Origin of the sequence: Pseudomonas sp. Eqa60, assembly GCF_018326405.1 — a bacterium.
GTDB lineage: Bacteria > Pseudomonadota > Gammaproteobacteria > Pseudomonadales > Pseudomonadaceae > Aquipseudomonas > Aquipseudomonas protegens.
The window spans coordinates 4,321,138-4,347,023 of record NZ_AP024342.1 but is presented as its reverse complement, the minus strand read 5'-3'; the positions used below and the strand labels follow the sequence as shown (position 1 = coordinate 4,347,023).

Below are 25,886 nucleotides of genomic sequence, written 5' to 3'. Positions count from 1 at the left end.
CGCGGGGTAGGCTGGAGCGGCGCCTTGGCCGCTCCGGCCGGGTCAAACGCCGACGGACTGGATCAGGTTGCTGGCCGCCGCCGGCTCCAGGCGGATGGCGATGAACTTGGAGGTCGGCGTGTAGGTGCGGTCGCCGTAGCTTTCCAGGGGCACCAGGGGGTTGGTCTCCGGGTAGTAGGCGGCCGACTGGCCGGCGGGAATGTCGTAGGCGATCAGGGTGAAACCGCTGACCCGGCGTTCCCGGCCGTCATCCCACAGCGACACGATGTCGACCTTCTGCCCCGGCTCGTAGCCCAGCCGGCGGATGTCGTCCTCGTTGGCGAACAGCACCTCGCGCATGCCGTAGACCCCGCGATAGCGGTCGTCCAGGCCATACAGGGTGGTGTTGTACTGGTCGTGGGAACGCATGGTCTGCAGGATCAGGTCGGGCTTGACCTTGAGCTTGCGCACCCCGGCGCTGACCAGGTGTTCCGGCAGCTCGCTGGGGATGAACCGCGCCTTGCCGGTGGCGGTGTTCCAGCGCCGTTGGCTGGCGTCGTTGCCCAGGTGGAAGCCGCCGGGGTTGAGCAGCTTGAGGTTGAAGTCGGAAAAACCGGGGATGGTGTCGGCGATCAGGTCGCGGATGCGCCCGTAGTCTTCGATCGCCCACAGCCAGTCGATGGGGTGCTGGCCCAGGGTGGCGTTGGCGATGCCGGCGATGATCGCCGGTTCCGAACGCAGGTGCGGCGACTTGGGTTTGAGCTGGCCGTGGGAGATATGCACCATGCTGAAGGTGTCTTCCACGGTGATGCCTTGCGGGCCGTTGGCCTGGATGTCGATATCGGTGCGGCCCAGGCACGGCAGGATCAGCGCCTCGCGCCCGGTCACCAGGTGGCTGCGGTTGAGCTTGGTGGCGATGTGCACGGTGAGCTCGCAGTTGCGCAGGGCAGCGTGGGTGCGCGGGGTGTCCGGGGTGGCCTGGGCAAAGTTGCCCCCCAGGCCGATGAACACCTTGGCCCGGCCCTGTTCCATGGCCGAGATCGCCATCACCGTGTTGTGCCCGTGCTCCCGGGGCGGCTTGAAGCCGAAGCGCGCCTCAAGGGCATCCAGCAGCTCGGTGGGCGCCAGTTCGTTGATGCCCATGGTGCGATCGCCCTGCACGTTGCTGTGGCCGCGCACCGGCGACAGGCCGGCGCCGGGACGGCCGATATTGCCCCGCAGCAACAGCACGTTGATCACTTCCTGGATGGTTGGCACCGAGTGGGTGTGCTGGGTCAGGCCCATGGCCCAGCACATGATCGCGCGCTTGGCCTTGCGGTACATGCGCGCGGCCAGCTCGATGTCGGCCAGGCTCAGGCCGGACTGCTCGACGATGTGGTTCCAGGACGTGGCATCGACTTCGGCCAGGTAGCTGTCCAGGCCCGAGGTGTGTTCGGCGATGAAGGCCCGGTCGAACACCGCTTCGCCATTGTTGGCCAGGGCTTCGCGCTCCCAGCGCAGGAGGAACTTGGCTATGCCGCGAAAGGCCGCCATGTCGCCGCCCAGGGCCGGGCGGAAGTAGGCCGAGGAGGTGGGCTCGGAGCCGTTGGTGAGCATCTCCAGCGGGTGCTGCGGATGCTGGAAACGCTCCAGGCCACGTTCCTTGAGCGGGTTGAAGCAGATCACCTGGGCACCGCGTTTCACCGCCTCGCGCAGTGGCTCGAGCATCCGCGGGTGGTTGGTGCCGGGGTTCTGGCCGATGACGAAGATCGCGTCGGCCTGTTCCAGGTCATGGAACACCACCGTGCCCTTGCCCACGCCGACGCTTTCGAACATACCCACGGCACTGGCCTCGTGGCACATGTTGGAGCAGTCGGGGAAGTTGTTGGTGCCATAGGCGCGCACGAACAGTTGGTACAGGTAGGCCGCCTCGTTGCTGGCCCGGCCGGAGGTGTAGAACTCCGCCTGGTTGGGCGAGTCCAGGCCCTTGAGGTGGCTGGCAATCAGGTCGAAGGCTTCGTCCCAGGTGGTTTCCACATAGCGGTCCTGGGTGGCGTCATAGCGCATGGGGTGGGTCAGGCGGCCCTGGTACTCGAGCCAGTAGTCGCTCTGCGCGGCCAGGGCCGAGACCGTGTATTTGTTGAAAAAGGCCGGGTTCACCAGGCGCCCGGTGGCTTCCCAGTTGACCGCCTTGGCGCCGTTCTCGCAGAACTTGACCATGCCGTTTTCCGGCGACTCGCCCCAGGCGCAGCCGGGGCAGTCGAAGCCGCCGTTCTGGTTGGTCTTGAGCATGGCGCGGATGTTCTTGAAGGCATTCTCGCTGCCCAGCCAGTTCTTGGTCACTGCGATCAGCGCCCCCCAACCGGCAGCGGCGCCCTTGTAGGGTTTGTATCGATCAACTTCGCTCATGATATTTCTCCAATACAGCGCACGCAGGCAACCGGCCGACATTGAATCGATGTCAGTGATTGTTTGACTGCACAGGCTAAATGCGGTTGTTGTGAACTTGTTTGAGTTCGGTATTGCTTATTGGCGTGGAGTAACTTTCAGGGCTCGTTATATGGGCCACGAATAAAGCCTATTCGTCACCCGTGGCCGCTGTCTAATCGCAATTAATGACCGGCTGATCGAAAGCCTCTATCACCGTTAAAAACCTATATATATCAAATGGTTGATTGTTTGTTTCGGTCTTTGTGGGAAGCGATTTGAGGAGCGATAGATTGTATTGATCAGCCAGTTGTTAATAGCGATTGGACGGGGCTTTTAATGGCTTTTAATCTTGCCGCCAATAACACCTTCTGCATGTGCTTGTGTGGAAGAACTTCAACTAATCGCGATGGATTCCCACCGTCGAAAGAGGCTCGGATGTCAGATCAGGTATTGCTCGATGGCTTCGCTCGGCGGGTCGACTATCTGCGCATGTCGGTGACCGACCGCTGCGATTTCCGCTGTGTGTATTGCATGGCCGAGGACATGCAGTTCCTGCCGCGCCAACGCATTCTTACCCTGGAAGAGCTGTACCAGCTGGCCGAACGTTTCGTGGCCCTGGGCACCCGCAAGATCCGCCTCACTGGCGGCGAGCCGCTGATCCGCCCCGGGGTGGTCCAGCTGTGCCGGGACATTGCCCGGCTGCCCGGGCTGCGGGAGCTGTGCATGACCACCAACGGCTCGCAACTGGGCAAGCTGGCCGCGCCGCTGTTCGACGCCGGGGTCAAGCGCCTGAACATCAGCCTCGACAGCCTGGACCCGACCCTGTTTCGGCAGCTGACCCGCACCGGCGAGCTGGGCCAGGTGGTTGCCGGCATCGACGCGGCGATTGCCGCCGGCTTTGAGCGCACCAAGCTCAACTGTGTGGTGATGAAGGGGCGCAACGACCAGCAGATCAACGAACTGGTGGCCTTTGCCATCGACCGCGGCCTGGACATCTCCTTTATCGAGGAAATGCCCCTGGGCACCATCAGCGAACACAGCCGCAGCGATGCGTTCTTTTCCAGTGCCCGGGTTCGCGAGCGGATCGCCGAGCGCTACACCCTGATCGAGTCCGCCGAGTCGACCCAGGGCCCGTCGCGCTACTGGCGCCTGGCCGAGGCGCCGCACATTCGCCTGGGGTTCATCTCGCCCCACAGCCACAACTTCTGCGGCACCTGCAACCGCGTGCGCCTGACCGTCGAAGGCCGCTTGCTGCTGTGCCTGGGCAACGAGCACTCGGTGGACCTCAAGGCCGTGCTGCGCGCTCACCCCGGCGATACCGGGCGCCTGCAGCGGGCCATAGTCGAGGCGATGAAGCTCAAGCCCTACAGCCATCACTTCGAACTCAACGACGAGGTGCAGGTGGTGCGCTTCATGAACATGACCGGCGGCTGAACCGCTGCTCATCACGGCTTTTCATTGTGCAAAGGTTCTACCCCGATGATCGTCAGATCCAAACCCAACCTGATCAGCGTGCTGATTTCCCTCAAGGGGTCGATTGCCAAGCGCATCGCCCTGCGCAGCCTGCTGGTGACCCTGCTGGCCTCGGCCATCGTGCTGATCGAGACCTTGCACCCGGCGTATTTCTCCAAGGTCAATGCCACCCCGTTCACCTTGCTCGGCCTGTCGCTGTCGATCTTCATGAGCTTTCGCAACAACGCCTGCTACGACCGCTGGTACGAAGCGCGCAAGGCCCTGGGCACGGTGGTGACCGAGGTGCGCTCGATGATCCGCGAAACCCAGGTGCTTGAAGACACCCGGGCGCGCAGCGCGATCCTGCGTGACCTGTGCGGTTTCGCCCATGCCCTCAAGGCCCGGCTGCGCCGCGAAGATGAACTGAGCGCTGCCGAAACCTGGCTCAGCCAGTTGCCGCCGGCAAGCACCAGCAACCTGCCGGACAGCCTGCTGCGCCAGATCGCGCGCCAGTGTTCGGACCAGGCCCAGGCGGGGCGGCTCAGCGAATGGCGCTACCTGCTGCTGGCCAATCAACTGGCGGCCATCACCGGCGCGCAATCCACCTGCGAGCGGATCAAGGCCACGCCGCTGCCGTTTCCCTACACGTTGCTGCTGCACCGCACCAGCTACATGTTCTGCATTCTCCTGCCCTTTGCCATGGCCGAGCCCCTGGGCTGGCTGACGCCGATCTTCACCGCCATCGTCAGCTACACCTTCTTCGGCCTGGACGCCATTGGCGACGAGCTGGAAGACCCCTTCGGCCACGACGAGAACGACCTGCCGCTGAGCGCCATCGTGCGCAACATCGAGCGCGAGATTCTCGAAGCCCTGGGGCCACCGAACTGCCGCCGGCGCTGGAGCCGGTGGACTATGTCCTGAGCTGATCCACTGTTGTTATCCGAGGTTTTACATGAATGAACTCACTCACCTGGACGACCAGGGCCGGGCCAGCATGGTGGATGTCACCTGCAAGGCCGCTACCGAGCGCGAGGCCCAGGCTCGGGCCTGGGTGCGCATGCTCCCGGCCACCCTGCAACTGATCCAGGACCAGGGCCATCCCAAGGGCGATGTGTTCGCCGTGGCGCGCATCGCCGGGATCATGGCGGCAAAGAAGACCCACGAACTGATCCCCCTGTGCCACCCGTTGCTGCTCACCGGGATCCACATCGAACTACGGGCACTGCCGCCGGACCGGGTGCAGATCACCAGTTGCTGCCGGCTCAACGGCGCCACCGGGGTCGAGCTGGAAGCCATGACCGCCGCCAGCGTGGCGGCGCTGACGATCTATGACATGTGCAAGGCGGTGGACCGCGCCATGGTCATCGAAGGGCTGCACCTGCTGAAGAAGCAGGGCGGCAAGTCCGGCACCTTTATCGCAGGAGAGGCCCGATGATTCTGGTCAACTACTTTGCCCGCTACCGTGAGCAACTGGGCTGCGGTGGCGAGAAACTGCCCCTGGATGCCAGCCTGCGCACCGTCGAGGACCTGCGCCAGCGGCTGATGGCCCGGGGTGAAACCTGGGCGCAGGTGCTGGGGGAGAACAGCCTGATGTGCGCGCTGAACCAGGAGCTGTGCAAGCTTGATGCGGCCATCGAGGACTTCGATGAAATCGCCTTCTTTCCGCAAGTGACCGGAGGCTGAGCATGAGCATCCAGGTGCAGACCCAGGCGTTGAGCCTCGACCAGCTGAATGCCGGCTTGCAGGCCGGCGACGCCAGCGTCGGCGGCGTGGTGACATTTGTCGGTTATGTGCGCGATCTCAACCTGGGGGAGGCGGTGCACAGCCTGTTTCTTGAACACTACCCGGGCATGACCGAGCGCTCGCTGCAGCGCATCGTGGAGCAGGCCCAGGCGCGCTGGCCGCTGAACCGGGTGAGCCTGGTGCACCGGGTGGGGTTGCTGCAGGTGGGTGAGCCCATCGTCTTTGTCGGGGTGGCCAGCGCCCATCGCCAAGCGGCCTTCGAGGCTTGCGCCTTCATCATGGATTACCTCAAGACCCGCGCCCCGTTCTGGAAACGCGAAGTCACCCCGGCCGGCGAACGCTGGATCGACGGCCGCGAGAGCGACCGGCAGGCGGCCGAACGTTGGGGTGTAGAACGTTGAGCTTATGCCGCTGACAGAGGCTTGAGGGAAGGGGCTAACCACGCCGGATGCATGTCATCCGGCGTGGTGCATTTACACCGGGCTGTAGATCCGTGGGGCGTTGCGGTGGGGGACGTGGATCAGGTTCAGGCGATGCTTGTTGGCCCATTGCACGGTGAGTGCGGTCGGCGCCGATAGGCTGACCAGGGTGCCGAGGCGGGCGCGCACGGCCTTGTGGATCAGTTCCAGGCTGCAACGGCTGGTGACCACGGTAAAGCCCTGGCTGCCATCGATCCCGGCCTGCAGCAGCGCGCCAATCAGCTTGTCCAGGGCGTTGTGGCGGCCGATGTCTTCCTGGCACAGGCGCACCTCGCCCTGTTCGTCGAAGTACAGCGCCGCATGCAGGGCACCGCTGCTGCGGGCCATGTGCTGGGCCTGTTCGATGCGCTCGCGCAGGCCCTGCAGGTGTTCGGCAGGTGGCAGGGCCGCGGGTTCGAGGATCTGCAGTTGCGGCAGCGCCTGTTCCAGGGCCTCCACTCCGCACAGGCCACAGCCGCTGGTGCCGGCCATTTGCCGGCGATGGTCCTTGAGCGCCCAGAACGCCCGGCTGGAAATTTCCACGTCGGCCTGGCAGGCCTGGGGGAAGTGGCTGAGGCGGATGTCGTAGATTTCGCCGAGGTCATTGACGATGTCGTTGGTGATGCTGAAGCCGCGAATGAAGTCTTCCAGGTTGCCCGGAGACACCATCATCACCGCCTGGCTCAGGCCGTTGTAGGTGATCGCCAGGGCGATCTCGGCGGCCAGCGGCGCCTCGGCCATGGGGCCGTCGGCGCTGTACTCGCGATAGGACACCCGCTGCGGCGCCGGCGCCGGCGCATTGGCCTCGGGTTGTTGCTCCGTTTGTTCGATCCGGCAAACCATGACCACACCTCGTTGCATTCGATTTGCCCAGGGCCATGGGCGGCCCTGGGGCATTGATTCACTCTTTGATCGCAAACAGCTTCTTGGCTTCGGCGAAGCACTTTTCGGCAATCGCCGAGCGCGGCTCGGTCTTGCGCATCACCAGCCCCAGTGGCGCCAGCACGCTGGCATCCGGCAGTTGGATAAAGGCCAGGTTCTCGATGGGCGAATTCAGGCCGCTGTCCAGGGGCATGATCGAGCAGCAGAAGCCTTCGTGGATCGCCTGGAACAGCTGGTAGGTGGAGTCACTTTCCAGGATCGGCTGCGGGTTCAGGCCGCGGCTGCGAAAGCTCAAGTCGATGGACTTGCGATAGTGCATGCCGGTGCTGAGCATGCCCAGCGGCAGTTCGGCGGCGTCCTCCCAGCTCATCTCGGTGCCTTCGAAATGAAAGTGCCGGGTGTCGTAGAGCAGGCCGACCCGGGTCTCGCCGATCTCGAAGAAGTCCAGGTAGTTGGGGTTGACGTGGTCCAGGTAGCAGACCCCCAGGTCCAGCTGGTTGTTGCCGATGTCCTCGATGATCCGGTCGGAGCTCATGGACGACAGGCTGAACTGCAGTTCCGGGAAGCTCGACGATAGCTGTTGCACGTAGCTGATGGGGTTGAAGCCGCTCAGCGGTACCAGCCCCAGGCGCAGCTTGCCCACCAGTTGCCCGCGGCAGGCAGCGGCTTCGGCGAACAGCCCGTCATGGGCTGCCAGCAGGGTCTTGGCCCAGGCCAGCACCCGCTCGCCGGCTTCGGTGAAGCCTTCGAAGCGCTGGCCACGGGTGACCAGGATCAGGTCCAGTTCATCCTCAAGATTGCGCAGGCGCATGGACAGGGTCGGCTGGGTGATATGGCAGCGCGCGGAGGCCTGGCCAAAGTGCCGGGTCTGCTCCAGGGCGATCAGAAACTTGAGTTGCTTGATGTCCACGGTGGCACCTGTTGTGGGAAAAGTCGGGTTCAGTAATAACGCAGGTGTTGCGCCCATGAAAAGGCCTGGGGCCTTGCCCGGTCGCGCCCTTGGGCACCTCCGGCGGTGTTCAGGCCAGGGGCTTGGGGCCTGCTTCAGACAGTAGTTCAGGGGTATTGAAGTTGCTCAGCCGCGGATCGTCCGCGGCGCAGGGCAGGGGCCTCAGCCCATGGGCGGCCAGGGCCCGCAGCAGGCTGCGCTCGCCGTTGTCCCAGGCCTGGCGCAGGTCGCCCAGCAGCGCCGTGGGGATCAGGCTGAACATGGGTTGCCATTGCCCGGCCTGCTGCACCATCACCGGCCTGGCGTCGTTGCCGCGGGCATCCAGCAGGGCCTGGATCAGCGCCGCGTCGATCTGCGGCGCATCGCAGGCCAGCACCAGCAACCAGGGGTGGCGGGCCGTTGCGAGGCCGGCCAGGACTCCGGCCAGGGGCCCGGGGAAATCCTTCTGCCCGTCCTCCACCAAGCGGTCGGCATAGGCCCGGTAGCGCTCGGCGTTGCGGTTGCAGGAAATGATCAGGTCATCGCTCAAGGGCCGCACCACCGCCTGCACATGGGCAATCAGCGGCTGGCCGCGCCAGGCCACCAGGCCCTTGTCCTGGCCGCCCATGCGCGAGCCGCGGCCACCGGCCAGCAGCAGGATCGAGCAGGGCAGGGAACAGGCGGGGGCGGGCTGGGTCGGGGTCATGGCAGGACGCATATCAAGTAGGTGGCGCAAACGATGGCATTGTCCTTCGGGTACGTCCAATCGGAAGTGTTGAATGGCCGATTGACGGGCTTTATCGGCCCCCTGGCAGGGCCCGGCAGGATGATAGAGCGCATCGATAATCCGGTCAGCCAGAACGATTAGACAGCCGCGTCGGCGGGCCTTTAGCCTGGGTTCATGATTTTTAGCCTGCCGGTCGGAGAATGACATGAGCGTGAAGTCGGATGCGTTGTTTGTACCCTTGAACATGGCCGTGCTGACGGTCAGCGATACCCGGGAATATGCCACTGACACCTCCGGGCAACTGCTGGTCAGCCGCCTGCTGGAGGCCGGCCACAGCCTGGCCGAGCGCAACCTGCTCAAGGATGACCTGTACAAGATCCGCGCCCAGGTGGCGGCCTGGATCGCCGACGAGCGCATCCAGGTGGTGCTGATCACCGGTGGCACCGGCTTTACCGGCCGCGACAGCACCCCGGAAGCCGTGGGCTGCCTGCTGGACAAGCACATCGACGGTTTCGGCGAGCTGTTTCGCGCCATCTCGATTCTCGATATCGGCACCTCCACGGTGCAGAGCCGGGCCCTGGCCGGGCTGGCCAACGGCACCCTGGTGTGCTGCCTGCCGGGCTCCACCGGGGCCTGCCGCACCGCCTGGGAAGGCATCCTCGCCGAGCAGCTGGATGCCCGACACCGGCCATGCAACTTCGTGCCGCACCTCAAGCCGGTGCAGGCCTGCGAGAGCCGGGGATGAGCCAGAACCCACTGATGCCGGTGGAAGAGGCATTGGCCAGCCTGCTGGCCATGGCCGACGCCCAGCGCCTGCCGGAGAGCGAAACCCTGGCCGTGGATCAGGCTCGGCAACGGGTGCTGGCCACCGACCTGGTGGCGACCCTGGACCTGCCGCCCTGGCCCAACAGTGCCATGGACGGCTACGCCCTGAACCTGCAGCACTGGGACGGTGCACCGTTGCCGGTAGCGCAGACCGTGTTCGCCGGGCAGCCCGGTGCGCCCCTGCAACCGGGCAGCTGTGCGCGGATCTTCACCGGCGCCCCGGTGCCCGAAGGCGCCGACTGCGTCGAGATGCAAGAGAACGTCGAGCTGCTGGAAGACGGCCGGGTGCGTTTTACCCAGGCCCTGAAAACGGGACAGAACATTCGCCCCCAGGGCCAGGAGAACCGCGCCGGCGAGGTGTTGCTGCAGGCCGGCAAGCGCCTCGGCCCCTTCGAACTGGCGGTGGCCGCCGCCCAGGGCTGCACCGAGTTGCAGGTGGTGCGCCGCCCGCGCGTGGCGCTGCTGTCCACCGGCGATGAATTGCTGGAGCCGGGCACGCCCATGCGCCCCGGCTGCATCTACAACAGCAACCGTACCCTGCTCAGGCACTGGCTGGACGCCCTGGGCTGCGAGGTGATCGACGCCGGGATCCTGCCCGACCGGCCGCAGCACACCCGCCTCAGGCTGGAGCAGTTGCAGCATGGCGCGGACCTGATCCTGACCACCGGCGGCGTTTCCGCCGGGGATGCCGACTGCCTCGGGCAGGTGCTCAGGGACAGTGGCCGGCCGCTGTTCTGGAAACTCGCCATCAAGCCCGGCAAGCCCCTGACCGTGGGTTACTTCGGACAGGTGCCGGTGATCGGCCTGCCGGGCAACCCGGCCTCGGCACTGGTGACCTTCGGCCTGTTGGCCCGGGCCTACCTGCTGCGGCTGCAGGGGGTACAGGAGGTGGCGCCGCTGAGCGTCGAGGTGCCTGTGGCCTTCGCTTGGCCCAAGGCCGGCAAGCGCCGCGAGTACCTGCGAGCGCGCCTGGAGAACGGCCGCGCCGTGCTTTATCCGAACCAGAGTTCCGGGGTGTTGCTGGGGGCTTCCTGGGCCGATGGCCTGGTGGAAATCGTCGAGGGCCGGACCTTGCAGGCAGGGGATCGGGCGCCCTTCATTCCTTTCAGCGAGCTGTTCTAGATCTTCCAGTGCCGGGCGCTCTTGGCCAGGCGCTGGTGCATCTCGCCGAGGGTCGCGGCCAGTTGCCGGGTCAGCAGCCGGTAACCATCCAGGGCCGAATACACCGGGGCCTCCAGAGCGTTTTCGGGGTGGCCTTCCACGGATTTCTCCAGGCGCTGGGTGACCCCCGATTGCAGGGCCCGGGCCATGCCGATCAGTTGGACGCGGATCTGCCGGTGCTCTGCCTTGAGCGCCAGTTGCATCTGCGCCATGGCCTGCGGGTCGCTGGCATCGGGGCGGGTGTTGCCGAGGATCTCCAGGGTGCTGATGCACATGCGCAGGTTGCGCTGGATGGCGTCCAGCTCGGTCATGGAAATCCGTACTTCCTTGGACACCGAAGGCATCAGCGAACGCAGTTGCAGCATGGCGCTGTTGACCCGGCCCAGGAGCTTGAGGTGCTCGTCGTCGGTCACCGACTGGCCCTTGATGATCCGCCCGTACAACTGCGCGCAGTCGCGCAGGGCGCTGGCCAGGTTGTAGCGCCAGGAGTACACCGCATACAGCGGAATGGCGAAGGAAAACGCCAGGGCCAGGGCAATGCCGATGAGGATGTCCACCGCCCGCCACAGGCCGTCGCTGACCTGGTTGTCACCGTGGCCGGCGACGATGAACACGGTGATCGCCGCCAGCAGCGCGGTGTAGCCGCCCTTGCCGATGGCGTGATAGGAAAAGTAGCCGCACACCACCGACATGCCCAGGTAGGTCAGCCAGGGGTGGCCGAAGTAGGCCTGCTGCACCACCAGCACCAGCCCGACCCCGGCGCCCACCAGGGTGCCGATGGCCCGTTCCGCGGCCTTCTTGCCGATGTTGCCGTGGTGCTGCAGGCCACCGATCACCACCAGCATGGTCACCGAGGCCCACTCGCCATGGGGCAGGTTGAGGCCGGTGGTCAGGAGGATGGTGGCGATCAGGCCGAGGGCGACCCGCACCGCGTGGATCAGCCGGGCGTGACGGTAGCGCCGGTACGGGTCGAGCACGGGACGCAGCAGGCGGCGCAGCAAAGGTGGCAGGGTGATGCCCCGCAGGTGTTTTAACGGGCCCAGATCGGTTCCTCCGGTTGGCGGCAGGGGCCGGGCGTTCGCGCCAGGGCGAACGCTCGGGGCTCCCTCAGAAAATGTAGTCGGTGGTCAGGAAGCTCGACTCGCGATTACGGATGATGTCGCTGATCAATTGCTTGTTGCGCTCCTGGAACTTGGTCGCCACCAGGGTGCGGATCGAGAAGGTGCGCAGTGCGTCATGTACCGACAGCGTACCCTCGGCGGAGTTCTTGCGGCCGTTGAAGGGGAAGGTATCCGGGCCGCGCTGGCACTGGGCGTTGATATTGATCCGCCCGACCTGGTTGGCAAAGGCGTCCACCAGCCGGCCGATTTCGGCCGGGTCGCTGCCGAACAGGCTCAGTTGCTGGCCGAAGTCCGATTCCAGGACATAGTCGATCACGGTGTCCAGGTCGCGGTAGGGCACGATGGGCACCACCGGGCCGAACTGCTCCTCGTGGTAGACGCGCATCTGCGGGGTCACCGGGTACAGCACCGCCGGGTAGAAGAACGAAGCCCGGGCCTCGCCGCCGTGGGCGTTCACCACCTTGGCGCCGTGGGCCTGGGCGTCGGCCACCAGGGCGTGCAGGTAGTCGACCTTGGTGTTCTCCGGCAGCGGCGTCAGGGCCACCCCCGGTTCCCAGGGCATGCCCGGCTTGAGGCCTTGCAGCTTGGCGTTGAACTGCTCGATGAAGCGTTCCACCACGGCTTCGTGGACGAACAGGATCTTCAGCGCGGTGCAGCGCTGGCCGTTGAACGACAGGGAGCCGGTGAGGGCTTCGCTGACCGCGTTGTCCAGGTCGGCATCGGGCAGCACGATCCCCGGGTTCTTCGCGTCCAGGCCCAGGGCCGCGCGCAGGCGGTGGGGCTTGGGGTGGAGTTTCTTCAGGTCGCTGGCGGCCTTGTTGGTGCCGATGAAGGCAAAGATGTCGATCTTGCCGCTGGCCATCAGCGCGCTGACGGTCTCGCGGCCGCTGCCGTAGATGACGTTGATCACCCCGGCCGGGAAGCTGTCGCGGAAGGCTTCGAGCAGCGGGCGGATCAGCAGCACGCCGAGCTTGGCCGGCTTGAATACCACGGTGTTGCCCATGATCAGCGCCGGGATCAGGGTGGTGAAGGTCTCGTTCAGCGGGTAGTTGTAGGGGCCCATGCACAGGGCCACGCCCAGGGGCACGCGGCGGATCTGGCCGAGGGTGTCCTGTTCCAGTTCGAAGCGGCTGGAGCGCCGGTCCAGTTCCTTCAGCGCGCCGATGGTGTCGACGATGTAGTCGCAGGTGCGATCGAACTCTTTCTCCGAGTCCTTGAGGTTCTTGCCGATTTCCCACATCAGCAACTTGACCACCGCCGTGCGCTGCTCGCGCATGCGCGCCAGGAAGGCTTCCACGTGCTGGATGCGCTCGGCCACGCGCATCGTTGGCCAGGCGCCCTGGCCGCGATCGTAGGCGCGCACCGCGGCGTCCAGGGCGGTGAGGGCGGTGTCGGCGTCCAGCAGCGGGGTGCTGCCGAGAATCACCTGGGTATCGCCGTCGGCGCCGCTCAGGTAGATCGGGCTGCGGACCTGGGCCAGGGGGCCGTTCCAGGTGCGCAGTTCACCGTCCACCAGGTAGTCGCGCTGCTCCACCGGGTCGGGCAGGCGAAAGGCTTCGGGGATGTCGGCGGCGGCAGGAAACAGGTGGCTCAATAGATTGGCTGTGGTCATGACTCTACCCCGTGTTGGAAATGGCTCCGGCGCGGTGACAGCGACGGCATCGCTCCATGGTTTATACGCCTTAATGGCCCGGCGCTTTAGCGGTTTTTCCACCGGGCGCCCGAGCGCGACGGCCCGCGGCGCCCCTGTGCGGGCCCGCGGCGCGTCAGCGGTCGTGGTTCGAGATTAAACGTTTCAGCCGCTGCCCAGCAACTGCCGGATCAAGCTCGGGGTGCTGCCGGTCCAGCGCTTGAATGACCGGCGGAAGTTGGCCGGGTCATTGAAGTTCAGGTACTCGGCCACCGCCTCGTTGCTCCAGCCCTTGATCTGGTACAGGTACAGCGCCACGTGCTTGTGCACCCGGTCCACCTGTTGTTGGTAGCCGCTGTGGTGCTTGCTCAGCTTGCGCTTGAGGGTGGCCGGGCTCATGGCGAAATCCTGGGCCGCCTGCTCCAGGCTCGGGGTGTGGCGTACCTGGGTTTTCAGGTAGCGGTACAGGGTGTCGAGGAAACTGCTGGCAAACCCCAGTTGGCGCAGGTGCTCGCCGGCCTCCAGGCGCGCCACCTGGCCGGCGGTGGCCGAGGCCCCGGGCCAGGGCCGGGTCAGGTATTGCCGGGGGATGCGCATCAGGTCCAGGGGCCGCTGGAACTGGGTCTGTTCCCCCAGGTGCACCCAGTACTGCTCGACGTAGCGCGGCTCGCTGTGGCTGAAGCTGCATTCCCAGGGCAGGCGCTGGCCGGCCAGCCACTGACTCATGGCCACCAGCGAGGTCATGCTGGCTTCCAGGAGGAACCGCCAGTGCTCGCCGGCGCCGCAGCTGTCCAGCCAGTAGCAGTAGGCGTGGTGCTCGTCCAGCACCAGGCGCGGGCTGGCCAGGGGGCTGAGCAGCGCCTGCTGCTGCACCAGGGCGTCCAGGGCCTGGTGCAGGTTCTGCGCATGGCGCAGGGCATGGCTGGCGGCGCCGTAGTGCCCGGGCAGCAGGCGCTGGCCAAACAGGAAACTGCTGTCGTCGGCATCCAGCAGGCGCCGGCCGTTGCCGATCAGCGCCAGGAACTGCTGCGGGCTGAGGCGGGTCTGGCCGGCCAGGATGTCCTCGTGGAACAGCCCGGTGCCGCGCAGCAGGCGGTGGCTGTCGATGTCCCGGGACAGCGCCAGGTCGATCAGCGCCGCCGGTTGATAGTGCCCGGGGATAAACCGCGTATCGGCTTCGTACCAGCTGGTCTTCACGGTCATGACGGCGCCTCAGGCGGTTTTTGCCAGGGGCTGCTTGGCCCGGGCCAGGGCCAGGTTGAGGCGCTTGAGCAGCCCCTCCGGGGTTTCCTCCAGGGCCATCACCACCGCAGTGCTGGCCGCCAGGTGCAGGCGCTCGCCGTGTTGTCGGGTCTTGTGTGCCAGGCCCTGCACCGCCTGTTGCAGCTCCAGGGCCAGCAGCCGTGCCTGGCTTTCCCCGGTGTTGGGCAGCAGCACCACGAAGCGGTCGCCGGCCAGCCGGCACAGCAGGTCCTGGCGCCGCAGGTTGAGCAGCAGCACATGGCTCAGGGCCTGCAGCACCGCATCGCCTTCGGCATGGCCGTAGTCCTGGTTGATCGCCGCGAAGTGGTCCAGGTCCAGGGCCAGCAGCGACAGCGGCTGCTGCTGGCGGCGGCTGTCTTGCAGGCTGCTGGCCAGCTCGCGCTTGAGGTAGTCGGCGCCGGCCAGGGGGGTGAGCTTGTCGAACTGGCGATGCTCGCGAAACAGTCGCTCCTTCTTTTCCATCTGCGCGCTGATGGCCAGCTGTTCGCGGTGCCAGTGGTAGATGCCGATGGTCAGCAGGATCATGCCGATGGGCATCGGCCCGGACTCCAGCCAGTGGTCCCAGGTGATGCTGTCGGGCAGGCGGATGAACTCGTCGAGGCTGTCGATCCACCAGGAAAAGAAAATGCAGCTCAGGCCCAGGGCCAGGTAGTTGGTGACCCGCCCGGCGGGGCGGCTCTTGAGCACCAGCCCGAGCCAGACCAGGGCCAGGAGCGCCGAGCCGCCTTCGCCGATGATGTCCAGCCACTGCCACTCGCTGACCGATTTCAGGCTGCCGCAGGCCAGGTGCAGCAGCAGCCCGGCATTGGCCGCCAGCAACAGCGCGGCGAGTTTCCAGCGGTGGGGTTTGAGCACGGAGAACATGGCCGCGATCCTTTTTGCCAGGAGTGAGAGGGCGCCAGCACAGCAGATGTTTTTGACAGTGGGGTGACGCTGGGGAAACCCGGCGTGAGGTCGAATCAGCTCACGGCGAACGCGTTTTTTTTCGGCCCGCAGGAGCCGGCTTGCCGGCGAAGGGGCCCGCAAGACCTGCGCCCGACGGGGGATGGCTTTCGCGGGTAAGCCCGCTCCTACGGGGCGGCGGGTGCACCACGGATCTGTAGGAGCCGGCTTGCCGGCGAAGAGGCCCGCAAGACCTGCGCCCGACGGGGAATGGCGTTCGCGGGCAAGCCCGCTCCTACGGGGCGGCGGACGCACCACGGATCTGTAGGAGCCGGCTTGCCGGCGAAGAGGCCCGCAAGACCTGCGCCTGGCGGGGGATAGGGGTCAATTCAGCTCATTTGCCGGGGCGAAAGCCGGGCAATGGGGCGTTTTGGCCCGTTGCCGCCCAGGCCTGTCACAGAACCGTCATTCGCCGACCCTAGCGTGCCCTCCCAGTTGCCGGGCCTCTTGCCCGGCGTTAGCGGACTCTTGGGGGAGGACCAACATGTACAAGCGCAGCAGTCCCGGGCTTGTCAGCTTTACCTTGACCGCGCTGGCCATGGCCATCGCCAGTGAACGCTTGAGCGCTGCGGAACCTGCGGCCACCGAGCATGTGGAAGTGGTGGGCCAGGCCGCCAGCATCGACCAGGCGCTCAAGGAGCAGCGGCGCTCGGACAGCATCGAAAGCGTGGTGCACGCCGACGGCGTGGCCCAATTGCCGGACCAGAACGTCGCCGAGGCGGCGCAGCGCCTGCCGGGCATCAGCATCGAGCGCGACCAGGGCGAAGGGCGCTTTGTCAGCGTGCGCGGCCTGGGCCCGGACCTCAACAGCGTGACCATCAACGGCACCCTGGTGCCCTCGCCGGAAAGCGCCCGCCGAGCCGTGGCCCTGGATGTACTGCCCTCGGAACTGGTGCAGTCGCTGTCAGTGATCAAGACCCTGACCCCAGACATGGACGCCAACTCCCTGGGCGGCACCGTGGATGTGAAAAGCCTCTCGGCCTTCGACCACAAGGGCCTGTTCTACACCGGCAGCAGCGAGGCCAGCTACGACCAGAACACCCGCCAGACCAGCCCGAAATTCTCCGGAGCGGCGAGCAACCGCTTCAGCCTCGGCGACGGCGTCGACAACTTCGGCGTGGCCGCGGCCCTGAGCTGGCAGAAGCGCGATTTCGGCTCCGACAACGTCGAGACCGGTGGCGCCTGGGACTTCGAACAAGGCGCCAAGCTGCAGGAATTCGAGCAGCGCGACTACGCCATCAGCCGCGAGCGCGCCGGTGGCGGCCTGAACTTCGACTACAAGCCCGACGACAGCAGCAGCTACTACCTGCGCACCCTGTACAGCCGCTACAAGGACAGCGAGACCCGCAACTCCACCAGCATCGAGTTCGCCGATCCCCTGGCGGCCGGCGAGCGCGGCGACGCCGAAGCCTCGCGCAAGCTCAAGCAGCGCGAGGAAACCCAGGATATCCAGTCCTACGTGTTCGGCGGCGAGCGCCAGCTCGGCCTGTGGACCCTCAGCGGCCAGACCGGCTACAGCCGTTCCAGCGAAGACAGCCCGGCGCATATCGCCGGGGCCACCTTCAAGGGCAACAGCGATTTTTCCGACAGCGGCTTCTACGACAACGGCAAGCCGCGCCCGGTGATCGGCGCCGGTTTCTATGACCCGGCCAACTTCACCCTGGACAAGGTCGACTGGGAAAAGCAGAACACCACCGACACCGAGAAGAACCTGCGCCTGGACCTGGCCCGGGACTATGACCTGAGTGGCTACGCCGCGCAGTTCAAGTTCGGCGGCAAAGTCAGCCGGCGCAACAAGGACAACGACCTGGAAGCCTGGGTCTACAAGGACTTCGACACCCTGGGCTTTACCGACCAGCAGCTCAACCTCGGGCAGTTCCAGAAGGGCAACGTGGACTATTCCCTTGGCCGCTTCGGCCCGGGCATCAGTGGCGGCGCCATCAAGCAACTGATCGGCGGCCTGAATCAGGCGGCCTTCTACGACGAGGAAGAATCCCGGGTCAACGACTTCAAGATCCGCGAAGACATCAACGCCGGCTACTTCATGAACACCCTGGACATCGACGACTGGCGCTTCATCGCCGGCCTGCGCTACGAGGGTACCGAGTTCGAGGCCAAGGGCACCGGGGTCACCGACGGCGCCTTTACCGCCACCGACACCCAACGCCGCTACCAGCACTGGCTGCCGGGGCTGCATGCGCGCTACCAGCTGGACAAGAACACCCAGGTCCGCGCGGCCTGGACCAAGAGCGTGGTGCGCCCGACCTTCGGCCAACTGGCCCCGGGCTTTGTCATCGACGGCGACGAGGCGACCTTCGGCAACCCCGACCTCAAGCCCCTGGAGTCGAGCAACCTGGACCTGGGCATCGAGCACTACATGGGCCATGCCGGCACCGTCTCGGCCTTCGTTTTCTACAAGGACATCCAGAACTTCGTCTACAACACCGACCTGGCCGGCACCGGCGCCTGGAGCGGGTTCTCCGAGGCGCACACCTTCGCCAACGGCGACAGCGCCAAGCTGTACGGCCTGGAACTGGCCTATTCGCAGAAATTCGACTGGCTGCCGGCGCCGTGGAACGGCCTGCTGTTGGGCGCCAACAGCACCTTCAGCCGCTCCAGTGCGAGCATCGAGGGCTTCGACCAGAAGGCCGGGGTCAACCGCAAGCGCGACATCGACCTGCCCAACCAGTCGGACACCGTGGGCAACCTGATGCTCGGTTGGGAAGACGACAAGCTCAGCCTGCGCCTGTCGGCCAACTACAAATCGGCCTACCTGTTTGAGCTGGCCTCCATCAGCGACAAGGCCCACGACCTGCATGTGGATGCCCAGACCTTCGTCGATTTCAGCGCCAAGTACTCCCTGACCAAGAACCTGCAACTGAGCTTCGAGGCGCAGAACCTCACCGACCAGCCGTACTTCGTCTACACCGGCAACCGCTCTTACAACGCCCAGTACGAGGAATACGGCCCGACCTACAAGCTCGGCCTGACCTTCACCCATTTCTAAGTAGCGGGCCCTTGCCCGACCGCACACCCAAGGATTGTGATGAGCACTGTATCGACCGCAAGAAATGGCCTGCTGGCCCTGTGCATTGGCTTGACCTGTGGCGCCGCCCTGGCTGCCCCCAGCATGCCCGGCCTGAACCTCAAGCCCTGGGCCGAGCAGACCCCGGGCGTTACCGGCCTGGGTTTCGTGCCCGCCGGCACAGGCGCCGACCGGCTGCTGGCCAGCGAGCGCGAAGGCCTGTTGCTGGTGGACGAACAGGGCCGCCAGCTGGCCCGCTTCAAGGGCTCGTTCAACGGCCTGGACAGCCGCGCCGCCGGTGGGCAACTGCTGGTGGCCAGCCTCGACAACCAGCGCCAGCAGGCACTGCTGGTGAGCCTCGACCCGGCCAGCCGCACCTGGGGCCAGCCGTTGTACCTGCCCACTCGGGACTACCCGGTCAACGGCCTGTGCCTGTACCGCGACGAGGCCAGCAACCTGTTCCTGTTCCTGGTGGGCGAGGAGGGCAAGGGCGAGCAGTGGCTGGTGGGCCACGGCGCGCAACTGAGCGCCGAGCCGCAGCGGGTACGTGGCCTGCCCCTGCCGCCGGAGGCCAAGTTCTGCCAGGTGGACGACGCCGCCCAGCAACTGCTGGTCAATGAACAGAATGTCGGCTGGTGGGCCTACCCGGCCCATGCCGAAGCCGACACCGCGCGCCAGCCGGTGGCCCTGCGCGCGCCCTTTGGCGACATCAGGAAAAGCGCCGGGGCCATGGCCCTGGTGCCGGGCGGGGTGCTGGGCCTGGACCCGAAGGCCGCGCAACTGCATCTCTATCAGCAGCAGGAAAAAGGCTGGGTGGCCCAGGCCACGTTGCCCCTGGCCGGCCTCAAGGAACCGGAAAACATCGCCCTGCGCGCCAGCGACAAAGGCCTGCAGGTCTTGCTGCGCGATGACGAGGACGGGCGCCTGTACCAGGGCCAGTTGAACTGGCAGGCCACCCCGGTGGCCCTGCCGCCGGTATTGCCCACCGTACAGGCGGCGGCACAGAGCGAGCCGGTGGGGCGCCAGGGCGATGCCGCCGATGACCCGGCGATCTGGGTCCACCCGCAGCAGCCCTCCCTGAGCCGGGTGCTGGGCACCAACAAGAAGCAGGGCCTGCTGGCCTACGACCTGCAGGGCAAGCTGTTGCAGGAGCTGGCAGTGGGGCGCCTGAACAACGTCGACGTGCGGCCCAACTTCCAGCTCGGCGAGCGCCGTGTGGACCTGGCCGTGGCCAGTAACCGCGACCGCAACAGCCTCAGCCTGTTCGCCATCGACCGCGCCAGCGGCGAGCTGAGCGAGGCCGGGGAGGTGCCCACGCCGCTCAAGGAAATCTACGGCATCTGCCTGTTCCAGCCGGCCAGTGGCGAGATCTACGCCATTGCCAACGACAAGGACGGCACCTTCGTCCAGTACCGCCTGAGCGCCCCCGGCGGTACCGCCCAGGGCGAGCTGGTGCGCCGGTTCAAGGTGGCCAGCCAGCCCGAGGGCTGTGTCGCCGATGACCAGCGCCAGCGCCTGTTCCTCGGTGAAGAGGACGTTGGCGTGTGGGCGGTGGATGCCCGGCCCGAGCAGCCGGCGACCCTGCACAGCGTGATCAAGGTCGGCGGCCTGTTGCAGGCCGATGTCGAGGGCCTGGCCCTGTACCAGAGCAACGCCCGCGACTACCTGGTGATTTCCAGCCAGGGCAACGACAGCTACCTGGTGCTGGATGCCGAACCGCCGTTCGCTTCCCATGGTGCCTTCCGGGTCAGCCTCAACGCCCGCGCGGGGATCGACGGCGCCTCGGAAACCGATGGCCTGGAAGTCACCTCGGCCAACCTCGGCGGGCCCTGGAGCCAGGGCCTGCTGGTGGTCCAGGACGGGCGCAAGCGCATGCCCGAGCAGACCCAGAACTTCAAGTTCGTGCCCTGGGCCGAGGTCACCCAGGCCCTGAAGCTGCCCTGAGCCGGCGGTCATCACCTTGTCATTTGAATGTCATCGAATAGCCCCGCCAGCCCAGGCGGGCACCCGAGAAGGAGTTCCACCATGCAGGCCACACTCGAACACATGAGCATCTGGGGGCTGATCAGCGATGCCAGCCTGTTGGTCAAGGCGGTGATGCTGACCTTGCTCCTGGCGTCCTTGCTCAGCTGGTACCTGATCATCCAGCGTGGCGCCGTGCTGCGCGGTCGTGAGCTGCGCTTCCAGGCTTTCATCCAGCGTTTTCGCGCCGCCCCCGAGCTGCTGCCGCTGTACCGCGAAGTGGCCAAGGGCAGCGACGCCGAAGGCGGCGTGGAGCCGATCTTTGCCGCCGGCTACCAGGAGTTCAGCCACCTGCGCGGCCAGCCCGGCGGTGCCGGAGAAGGGGTGCTGGAGGGTGTGGAACGGGCCTTGTACGTGGCCATCAGCGAGCAGGAAACCCGCCTGGAAAAGGGCCTGCAGTTTCTCGCCACTGTGGGTTCGGTAAGCCCCTATATCGGCCTGTTCGGCACCGTGTGGGGGATCATGAATTCCTTCCTCGGCCTGTCCCAGGTGCAGCAGGCGACCCTTTCCACCGTGGCCCCGGGCATTGCCGAGGCGCTGATCGCCACCGCCATCGGCCTGTTCGCGGCCATTCCCGCGGTGATTGCCTACAACCGCTTTTCGGCCCGCAGCCAGACCCTGCTGACCCGCTACTACGCCTTTGGCAGTGAACTGCAAGTACGCCTGCATCGCACCTTGCAGGGCGCCCCGAGCCACCTGGCCGTGGCCGCCTGAGAGAAGGAGCAAGCCGATGTTGACCCGGCCGCAACGCAAGCACGGACCCAAGGCGGAAATGAACGTGGTGCCCTACATCGACGTGATGCTGGTGCTGCTGGTGATCTTCATGGTCACCGCGCCGATGCTCACCCAGGGGGTGAAGATCGAATTGCCCAAGGTCGCCAGCGAAGCCCTGGCCACCGACAGCCGCCAGCAGATCCTCACCCTGTCGGTGCAGGCCGGTGGCGGCTACTACTGGAACCTGGGCGGTGAACTGGACACCCGGAACCAGACCGACAGCGCTGTGGACCTTGAGCAGATGCGCGCCAAGGTGGCCCAGGTGATTGCCCGGCGCGGCGACACCCAGGTGTATATCCGCGCCGACCAGGACGCCGCCTATGCCAGCGTGGTGGCGGCCATGGCCGCGTTGCAGCAGGGCGGGGTACACAACCTGGGGCTGGTGACCGAGGCCCCGCAATGACGGCGATGATCATGCACAACCCCACCGCGATGCCCCTGCGGCCCGAGGCGTCCGGCTTCTGGCGCAACAGCCTGGCGGCCAGCCTGGCCCTGGCCCTGCACGCCGGAGTGCTGGTGGCGCTGGTGCTGGGCTGGTCGGTGGACAAGCCGCAGGTCGAGACGCCGCCGGTACTGACCACCCAACTGGTGATGCTGGCGCCGCCTGCCGCCCCCGCGGAACCGCTGCCGGCGGTGGCCGAGGTGGCGCCACAGCCACCGTCAACGCCACCGCCCGCGGCTGCGCCGGAGCCGGCCAGGCCCCGGGTTGACCCCCAGGTACAGGCGCAGAAGCTGGAGCAGGCGGCCCTGGCGCGCAAGCGTGTGGAAGACAAGAAACGTGAGCAGGTGCAGGAGCAGCAGCGCGAGCGCCTGGAGGCCGAGCAGCGCCAGCGCGATACCGAGCAACGTGTGGCCCAGGAACAAGCGCAGGCCCAGCGTGCCGAACAGTCGCGGCTGGCTGCCGAGCGCACGCGCCAGCAGGCGGCCCAGGCTGCGGCCGACAGTCGCCAGTACCAGCCCCTGAGCAAGGAGGCCCCGGACTACCCGCAACGGGCCCTGGACAAGAACCTGGAAGGCGACTGCACCGTGGAATACAGCGTCAACCCCCAGGGGCGGGTGGAGAACCCCAAGGTCATCGACGGTTGCCACCCCCTGTTCATGCGCCCGTCCCTGGCAGCGGTGGCGACCTTCCGTTACCAGCCGCGGCTGATCGATGGCCAGGCGGTAACGGTGCCGGCGGTGCGCAACACCTTCCACTACCGGATCAAGTAAGGCGCGGGGCAGGCATGGGCCCGTTGCCATGCAGGCAGCCTCTGGCTGACCGTGCGCGCCCTGGCTGGCCGAGCCTGTCCCCTTGGCTGGCCGCCAATGCCCTCAACCCCGGGGCGCGGGTGTCTTAGTGTGGCCGGGTGTGGTCCGCCGCTGTCGCCGGGGCGGGCCCCTTGCCCTGGCCGCACTGAGGACCGCCGATGCCCACTGTCCCCCCCGCCTGTTCGCGCCCGTTGCGGCGCCACTCTTGGCTACCGATTCGTAGCGCCCTGGGCCTGGCCCTGGGACTGCTGCTGAGCGCCTGCGGCGAGGCTGAACCGCCTGCTGCCGTGCGCCTCGACGCCGCCCGCCAGAGCCCGGCCGATCCGGCCCTGGCCCAGGTCTACGCCAGCAGCTGCCAGCTGTGCCATGCCAACCCGGCCTCCGGCGCGCCCCTGGCCGGCGATGCCAAGGCCTGGGCGCCGCGCCTGGCCCAGGGCGCCGACACCCTGCTGGACCACAGCATCAACGGCTACCAGGGCATGCCGCCCATGGGCCAGTGCATGCAGTGCAGCGAAGAGCAGTTCCTGGCCCTGATCAGCTTCATGTCCGGCCATTCATTCCAATAAAAAGCACAGGTTCCCCCTTCATGGTCATGCACCTTTCCCGACGCCGGCTGCTGCAAGGGGCCGGCGCCCTCGGCGCGTTCAGCGCGCTGTGCAGCAACCCGCTGCTGGCCGAACTGGCCCGCGCCCCGCGGCTGATTCCCTGGCGCAACTGGTCTGGCGCGCAAAGCTGCCTGCCCCAGGCGCGGCTGGCGCCCAAGGACCTGGATGAACTGCGCCAGGTGGTCCGCCAGGCCCCGGGCAAGATCCGCCCGGTGGGTGCCGGGCACTCCTTCAGCGCCCTGGTGCCCACCGACGGCACCTTGCTGTCCCTGGCCTATTTCAACGGCCTGCTGGACCACGACCCCAAGACCCTGCAAGCCGAATTCGCCGCCGGCACGCCCATGTCGCTGATGGGCCCGGCGCTCAAGGAGGTGGGGCAGGCGCTGTGGAACATGGCGGATATCGACTACCAGACCCTGGCCGGGGCGATTGCCACTTCCACCCACGGCACCGGGGTCGGCTTCGGTTCCTATTCGTCCCGGGTCTGCGGGCTGCAACTGGTGACCGCCAGCGGCGAAGTGCTGGACTGCGACCCCCGGCGCAACGCCGAGGTGTTCCACGTCGCCCGGGTGTCCCTCGGCGCGCTGGGGGTGGCGACCCGGGTGCGCCTGCAGAGCCGCGAGGCCTATCGCCTGCGGGAAAAACAGTGGATCGGCAAGACCGAGGAACTGCTGGAGGACATGGACAACCTGACCCGCGACAACCAGCACTGGGAAATGCTCGTGGTCACCCATTCCGACTACGCCCTGGCGGTGGCCCTGAATGAGACCGACGACCCGGCGACCCCGCCCAGGGACCCGGCCGAGGAGGGCGGCAACGAGTTCGTCAACCTGATCGAAAACCTCGACAAGTACGTCAGCGACTTCCCCGAGACCCGCCGCCACCTGCTCAATAGCCTGCGCTGGCTGGCGCGCTTCGATGAGCGGGTGGGGGATTCCTACCAGATCTACGCTAACGTGCGCAGCGTGCGCTTCAACGAAATGGAGTACTCGGTGCCGGCGCACCTGGGGCCGGCGTGCCTGCGCGAGATCCTCGCGCTGATCCGCGACAAGGACCTGCGCACCTGGTTTCCCATCGAGTACCGCTACGTCAAGGCCGACGACATTCCCCTGAGCATGTTCGAAGGTCGCGACAGCTGTTCGATCTCGGTGCACCAGCACTACAGCATGGACCACCACAACTTCTTCGCCGCCGTGGAGCCGATCTTCTGGAAGTACCAGGGGCGCCCGCACTGGGGCAAGCACCACAGCCTCAACGCCCGCACCCTGCAGGGGCTGTACCCGCAATGGGCAGCCTTCGCCAGGGTGCGCCAGGCACTGGACCCGCAAGGCAAATTCATCAACGCCCACCTGGCCTCTGTGCTGGGTGTGGCGTGAACAGGAGATGCGCACAATGAACCGTCGTCATTTCATGGCCGGCACCCTGGGGGCCGGAGTCTTGCTGGCCGGTGTCGGCGCCTGGCTGCGGCCCGGCGACCGGGGCCTGCCCTACAGCCCGTACTTCGCCGAGCTCAATCGCGAGCTCAAGGCCCACGGGCCGATGCAACCGGTGATGCTGATCGACCTGGATCGCCTGGACCACAACATCGATGTGGTCATGCAGTCGGTGCAGCGCGGTGGCAAGCACCTGCGCCTGGTGGAAAAATCCCTGCCATCGCCCGGGCTCCTGGCCTACATCGCCCAGCGCGCCGGTACCCGGCGCCTGATGTCCTTCCACCAGCCGTTTCTCAACCACGACGCCGAGGTATTTGCCGACGCCGATATCCTCCTCGGTAAACCCCTGCCGATCCGCGCCGTCGAGCTGTTCTACCAGCAGCTCAAGGGGCCGTTCGACCCGCGCCGGCAACTGCAATGGCTGCTCGATACCCCCGAACGCCTGCAGCAGTACCTAGCGCTGGCCCAGGGCCTGGGCACGCGGATGCGCATCAACATCGAACTGGATGTGGGACTGCACCGTGGCGGCGTGGCGGACCATGCCGTGCTCGGGCAGATGCTGGCGCTGATCAGCGCCCACCCCCGGCACCTGGAGTTTGCCGGGTTCATGGGCTACGACCCCTTTGTCGACATGGGCGTGCCGGGGATTCTGGGCTCGCCGCAAAGCCTGTTCGACCAGGTCATGGCGCTCTACAACGGTTTTGTCGACTTCACCCGCCAGCAGTACCCGGCGCTGTGGCACGCCGGCCTGACCCTCAATACCGCCGGCAGCCCCAGCTACCGTCGCCACGAGCAGGAATCCCTGAGCAGCGAAGTGTCGGTGGGCACCGCACTGCTCAAGCCCAGCCACTACGACCTGGCGTCCCTGGAGCAGCACGTGCCGGCCGCCTTTATCGCCACCCCGGTGCTCAAGAGTACCGGGCCGGTGCGGATCCCGGCCCTGGACGACAAGTCGCGGCTGTTCTCCTGGTGGGACCGCAACCAGCGCCAGACCTTCTTCATCTATGGCGGCCACTGGCTGGCGGATTTCGAATCGCCGGCGGGTCTGCAGAGCAACGAGCTGTTCGGTCGCAGCTCCAACCAGGAGATGGTCAACGGCTCCCGCGCCGTGGGCTTGCAAGTGGACGACCAGGTCTTCCTGCGCCCGCAGCAGAGCGAAGCGGTACTGCTGCAGTTTGGCGACCTGCTGGCCCTGCGCGGCGGGCGCATCGTCGAACGCTGGCCGGTGTACTGATCCCACGTATAGCCCTTGCCTG

22 protein-coding genes and 1 pseudogene are annotated in these 25,886 nt (G+C 66.5%); 15 read left to right on the top strand and 8 right to left on the bottom strand.

What is annotated here, in order from left to right; genetic code table 11:
* Window positions 1-42: 42 nt before the first annotated feature.
* A complete protein-coding gene (locus tag KI242_RS19495) occupies window positions 43-2,367 on the bottom strand; it encodes an FdhF/YdeP family oxidoreductase (RefSeq protein ID WP_053152590.1) in 2,325 nt (774 codons plus the stop codon).
* Between the two features lie 456 nt (window positions 2,368-2,823).
* Between KI242_RS19495 and moaA the strand changes: the two genes are divergently transcribed.
* The 5 genes and pseudogenes from moaA (at window position 2,824) to moaE (ending at window position 5,984) form a co-directional block, all read left to right on the top strand.
* Window positions 2,824-3,822, top strand: a complete 999-nt coding sequence (gene moaA, locus KI242_RS19490; protein WP_041752364.1) for a GTP 3',8-cyclase MoaA — start codon at window positions 2,824-2,826, stop codon at window positions 3,820-3,822.
* A 45-nt stretch (window positions 3,823-3,867) separates the two neighbouring features.
* Window positions 3,868-4,766, top strand: a pseudogene (locus tag KI242_RS19485) (bestrophin family protein).
* 26 nt (window positions 4,767-4,792) lie between these two features.
* Window positions 4,793-5,275, top strand: a complete 483-nt coding sequence (moaC, locus tag KI242_RS19480) for a cyclic pyranopterin monophosphate synthase MoaC (RefSeq protein WP_015636140.1) — start codon at window positions 4,793-4,795, stop codon at window positions 5,273-5,275.
* Complete coding sequence (gene moaD / locus KI242_RS19475; protein ID WP_011062001.1) at window positions 5,272-5,523, top strand: molybdopterin converting factor subunit 1; 252 nt, start codon at window positions 5,272-5,274, stop codon at window positions 5,521-5,523. The genes moaC and moaD overlap by 4 nt, the downstream gene beginning before the upstream one ends.
* A gap of 2 nt (window positions 5,524-5,525) precedes the next feature.
* Window positions 5,526-5,984, top strand: a complete 459-nt coding sequence (moaE, locus tag KI242_RS19470) for a molybdopterin synthase catalytic subunit MoaE (protein WP_015636138.1) — start codon at window positions 5,526-5,528, stop codon at window positions 5,982-5,984.
* A gap of 72 nt (window positions 5,985-6,056) precedes the next feature.
* On the opposite strand, the gene fdhD is transcribed toward moaE, so the two are convergent.
* The 3 genes from fdhD to mobA form a co-directional block, all read right to left on the bottom strand.
* Window positions 6,057-6,884 carry a formate dehydrogenase accessory sulfurtransferase FdhD gene (fdhD, locus tag KI242_RS19465; RefSeq protein ID WP_212805463.1) on the bottom strand — a complete coding sequence of 276 codons (828 nt, stop codon included), beginning with the start codon at window positions 6,882-6,884 and terminating at the stop codon, window positions 6,057-6,059.
* Between the two features lie 58 nt (window positions 6,885-6,942).
* Window positions 6,943-7,833, bottom strand: a complete 891-nt coding sequence (locus KI242_RS19460) for a LysR family transcriptional regulator (protein ID WP_212805462.1) — start codon at window positions 7,831-7,833, stop codon at window positions 6,943-6,945.
* A 109-nt stretch (window positions 7,834-7,942) separates the two neighbouring features.
* Window positions 7,943-8,557: a molybdenum cofactor guanylyltransferase MobA gene (mobA, locus tag KI242_RS19455; protein ID WP_176707089.1), complete on the bottom strand. Its 615-nt coding sequence runs from the start codon at window positions 8,555-8,557 to the stop codon at window positions 7,943-7,945.
* 226 nt (window positions 8,558-8,783) lie between these two features.
* Here mobA and moaB point away from each other — a divergent pair, with 226 nt between their 5' ends.
* Window positions 8,784-9,323 (top strand): molybdenum cofactor biosynthesis protein B, encoded by a 540-nt coding sequence (moaB, locus tag KI242_RS19450; protein ID WP_015636134.1) that lies wholly within the window; start codon window positions 8,784-8,786, stop codon window positions 9,321-9,323.
* Entirely contained in the window at window positions 9,320-10,525 is a 1,206-nt protein-coding gene (gene glp, locus KI242_RS19445) for a gephyrin-like molybdotransferase Glp (RefSeq protein ID WP_011061995.1), read from the top strand. The genes moaB and glp overlap by 4 nt, the downstream gene beginning before the upstream one ends.
* On the opposite strand, the gene KI242_RS19440 is transcribed toward glp, so the two are convergent.
* From KI242_RS19440 to KI242_RS19425, 4 genes are all read right to left on the bottom strand, one after another.
* Complete coding sequence (locus KI242_RS19440; protein WP_011061994.1) at window positions 10,522-11,565, bottom strand: FUSC family protein; 1,044 nt, start codon at window positions 11,563-11,565, stop codon at window positions 10,522-10,524. The two genes, glp and KI242_RS19440, sit on opposite strands and share 4 nt — an antisense overlap.
* Window positions 11,566-11,671: 106 nt before the next feature.
* Complete coding sequence (locus KI242_RS19435) at window positions 11,672-13,297, bottom strand: NADP-dependent glyceraldehyde-3-phosphate dehydrogenase (RefSeq protein WP_011061993.1); 1,626 nt, start codon at window positions 13,295-13,297, stop codon at window positions 11,672-11,674.
* 183 nt (window positions 13,298-13,480) lie between these two features.
* Window positions 13,481-14,518, bottom strand: coding sequence for an AraC family transcriptional regulator (locus KI242_RS19430; RefSeq protein ID WP_011061992.1), 1,038 nt, complete (start codon window positions 14,516-14,518; stop codon window positions 13,481-13,483).
* A gap of 9 nt (window positions 14,519-14,527) precedes the next feature.
* Entirely contained in the window at window positions 14,528-15,442 is a 915-nt protein-coding gene (locus KI242_RS19425; RefSeq protein ID WP_011061991.1) for a GGDEF domain-containing protein, read from the bottom strand.
* Between the two features lie 562 nt (window positions 15,443-16,004).
* Between KI242_RS19425 and KI242_RS19420 the strand changes: the two genes are divergently transcribed.
* The 8 genes from KI242_RS19420 (at window position 16,005) to KI242_RS19385 (ending at window position 25,864) form a co-directional block, all read left to right on the top strand.
* Window positions 16,005-18,527 carry a TonB-dependent receptor gene (locus KI242_RS19420; RefSeq protein ID WP_123430516.1) on the top strand — a complete coding sequence of 841 codons (2,523 nt, stop codon included), beginning with the start codon at window positions 16,005-16,007 and terminating at the stop codon, window positions 18,525-18,527.
* Between the two features lie 39 nt (window positions 18,528-18,566).
* A complete protein-coding gene (locus KI242_RS19415) occupies window positions 18,567-20,489 on the top strand; it encodes a phytase (RefSeq protein WP_212805461.1) in 1,923 nt (640 codons plus the stop codon).
* 81 nt (window positions 20,490-20,570) lie between these two features.
* Window positions 20,571-21,281 carry a protein TolQ gene (gene tolQ / locus KI242_RS19410; protein WP_210458421.1) on the top strand — a complete coding sequence of 237 codons (711 nt, stop codon included), beginning with the start codon at window positions 20,571-20,573 and terminating at the stop codon, window positions 21,279-21,281.
* 16 nt (window positions 21,282-21,297) lie between these two features.
* A complete protein-coding gene (gene tolR, locus KI242_RS19405; RefSeq protein WP_053159334.1) occupies window positions 21,298-21,744 on the top strand; it encodes a protein TolR in 447 nt (148 codons plus the stop codon).
* Window positions 21,741-22,553 (top strand): energy transducer TonB, encoded by an 813-nt coding sequence (locus KI242_RS19400; protein WP_015636127.1) that lies wholly within the window; start codon window positions 21,741-21,743, stop codon window positions 22,551-22,553. The genes tolR and KI242_RS19400 overlap by 4 nt, the downstream gene beginning before the upstream one ends.
* A 197-nt stretch (window positions 22,554-22,750) precedes the next feature.
* Entirely contained in the window at window positions 22,751-23,158 is a 408-nt protein-coding gene (locus KI242_RS19395; RefSeq protein WP_053159332.1) for a c-type cytochrome, read from the top strand.
* A gap of 86 nt (window positions 23,159-23,244) precedes the next feature.
* Window positions 23,245-24,573 carry a D-arabinono-1,4-lactone oxidase gene (locus KI242_RS19390; protein ID WP_212806390.1) on the top strand — a complete coding sequence of 443 codons (1,329 nt, stop codon included), beginning with the start codon at window positions 23,245-23,247 and terminating at the stop codon, window positions 24,571-24,573.
* A gap of 85 nt (window positions 24,574-24,658) precedes the next feature.
* Window positions 24,659-25,864: a DSD1 family PLP-dependent enzyme gene (locus KI242_RS19385; protein ID WP_161467416.1), complete on the top strand. Its 1,206-nt coding sequence runs from the start codon at window positions 24,659-24,661 to the stop codon at window positions 25,862-25,864.
* Window positions 25,865-25,886: the final 22 nt, after the last annotated feature.

Bases quoted from the DNA above. Each gene is read 5' to 3' on its own strand.
- KI242_RS19425 (WP_011061991.1), bottom strand. From the start codon at position 15,442: ATGTTCTCCGTGCTCAAACCCCACCGCTGGAAACTCGCCGCGCTGTTG.
- mobA (WP_176707089.1), bottom strand. From the start codon at position 8,557: ATGACCCCGACCCAGCCCGCCCCCGCCTGTTCCCTGCCCTGCTCGATC.
- KI242_RS19430 (WP_011061992.1), bottom strand. From the start codon at position 14,518: ATGACCGTGAAGACCAGCTGGTACGAAGCCGATACGCGGTTTATCCCC.
- KI242_RS19435 (WP_011061993.1), bottom strand. From the start codon at position 13,297: ATGACCACAGCCAATCTATTGAGCCACCTGTTTCCTGCCGCCGCCGAC.
- moaE (WP_015636138.1), top strand. From the start codon at position 5,526: ATGAGCATCCAGGTGCAGACCCAGGCGTTGAGCCTCGACCAGCTGAAT.
- KI242_RS19395 (WP_053159332.1), top strand. From the start codon at position 22,751: ATGCCCACTGTCCCCCCCGCCTGTTCGCGCCCGTTGCGGCGCCACTCT.
- KI242_RS19495 (WP_053152590.1), bottom strand. From the start codon at position 2,367: ATGAGCGAAGTTGATCGATACAAACCCTACAAGGGCGCCGCTGCCGGT.
- moaA (WP_041752364.1), top strand. From the start codon at position 2,824: ATGTCAGATCAGGTATTGCTCGATGGCTTCGCTCGGCGGGTCGACTAT.
- KI242_RS19420 (WP_123430516.1), top strand. From the start codon at position 16,005: ATGTACAAGCGCAGCAGTCCCGGGCTTGTCAGCTTTACCTTGACCGCG.
- glp (WP_011061995.1), top strand. From the start codon at position 9,320: ATGAGCCAGAACCCACTGATGCCGGTGGAAGAGGCATTGGCCAGCCTG.
- moaC (WP_015636140.1), top strand. From the start codon at position 4,793: ATGAATGAACTCACTCACCTGGACGACCAGGGCCGGGCCAGCATGGTG.
- KI242_RS19415 (WP_212805461.1), top strand. From the start codon at position 18,567: ATGAGCACTGTATCGACCGCAAGAAATGGCCTGCTGGCCCTGTGCATT.
- tolQ (WP_210458421.1), top strand. From the start codon at position 20,571: ATGCAGGCCACACTCGAACACATGAGCATCTGGGGGCTGATCAGCGAT.
- tolR (WP_053159334.1), top strand. From the start codon at position 21,298: ATGTTGACCCGGCCGCAACGCAAGCACGGACCCAAGGCGGAAATGAAC.
- fdhD (WP_212805463.1), bottom strand. From the start codon at position 6,884: ATGGTTTGCCGGATCGAACAAACGGAGCAACAACCCGAGGCCAATGCG.
- moaB (WP_015636134.1), top strand. From the start codon at position 8,784: ATGAGCGTGAAGTCGGATGCGTTGTTTGTACCCTTGAACATGGCCGTG.
- moaD (WP_011062001.1), top strand. From the start codon at position 5,272: ATGATTCTGGTCAACTACTTTGCCCGCTACCGTGAGCAACTGGGCTGC.
- KI242_RS19400 (WP_015636127.1), top strand. From the start codon at position 21,741: ATGACGGCGATGATCATGCACAACCCCACCGCGATGCCCCTGCGGCCC.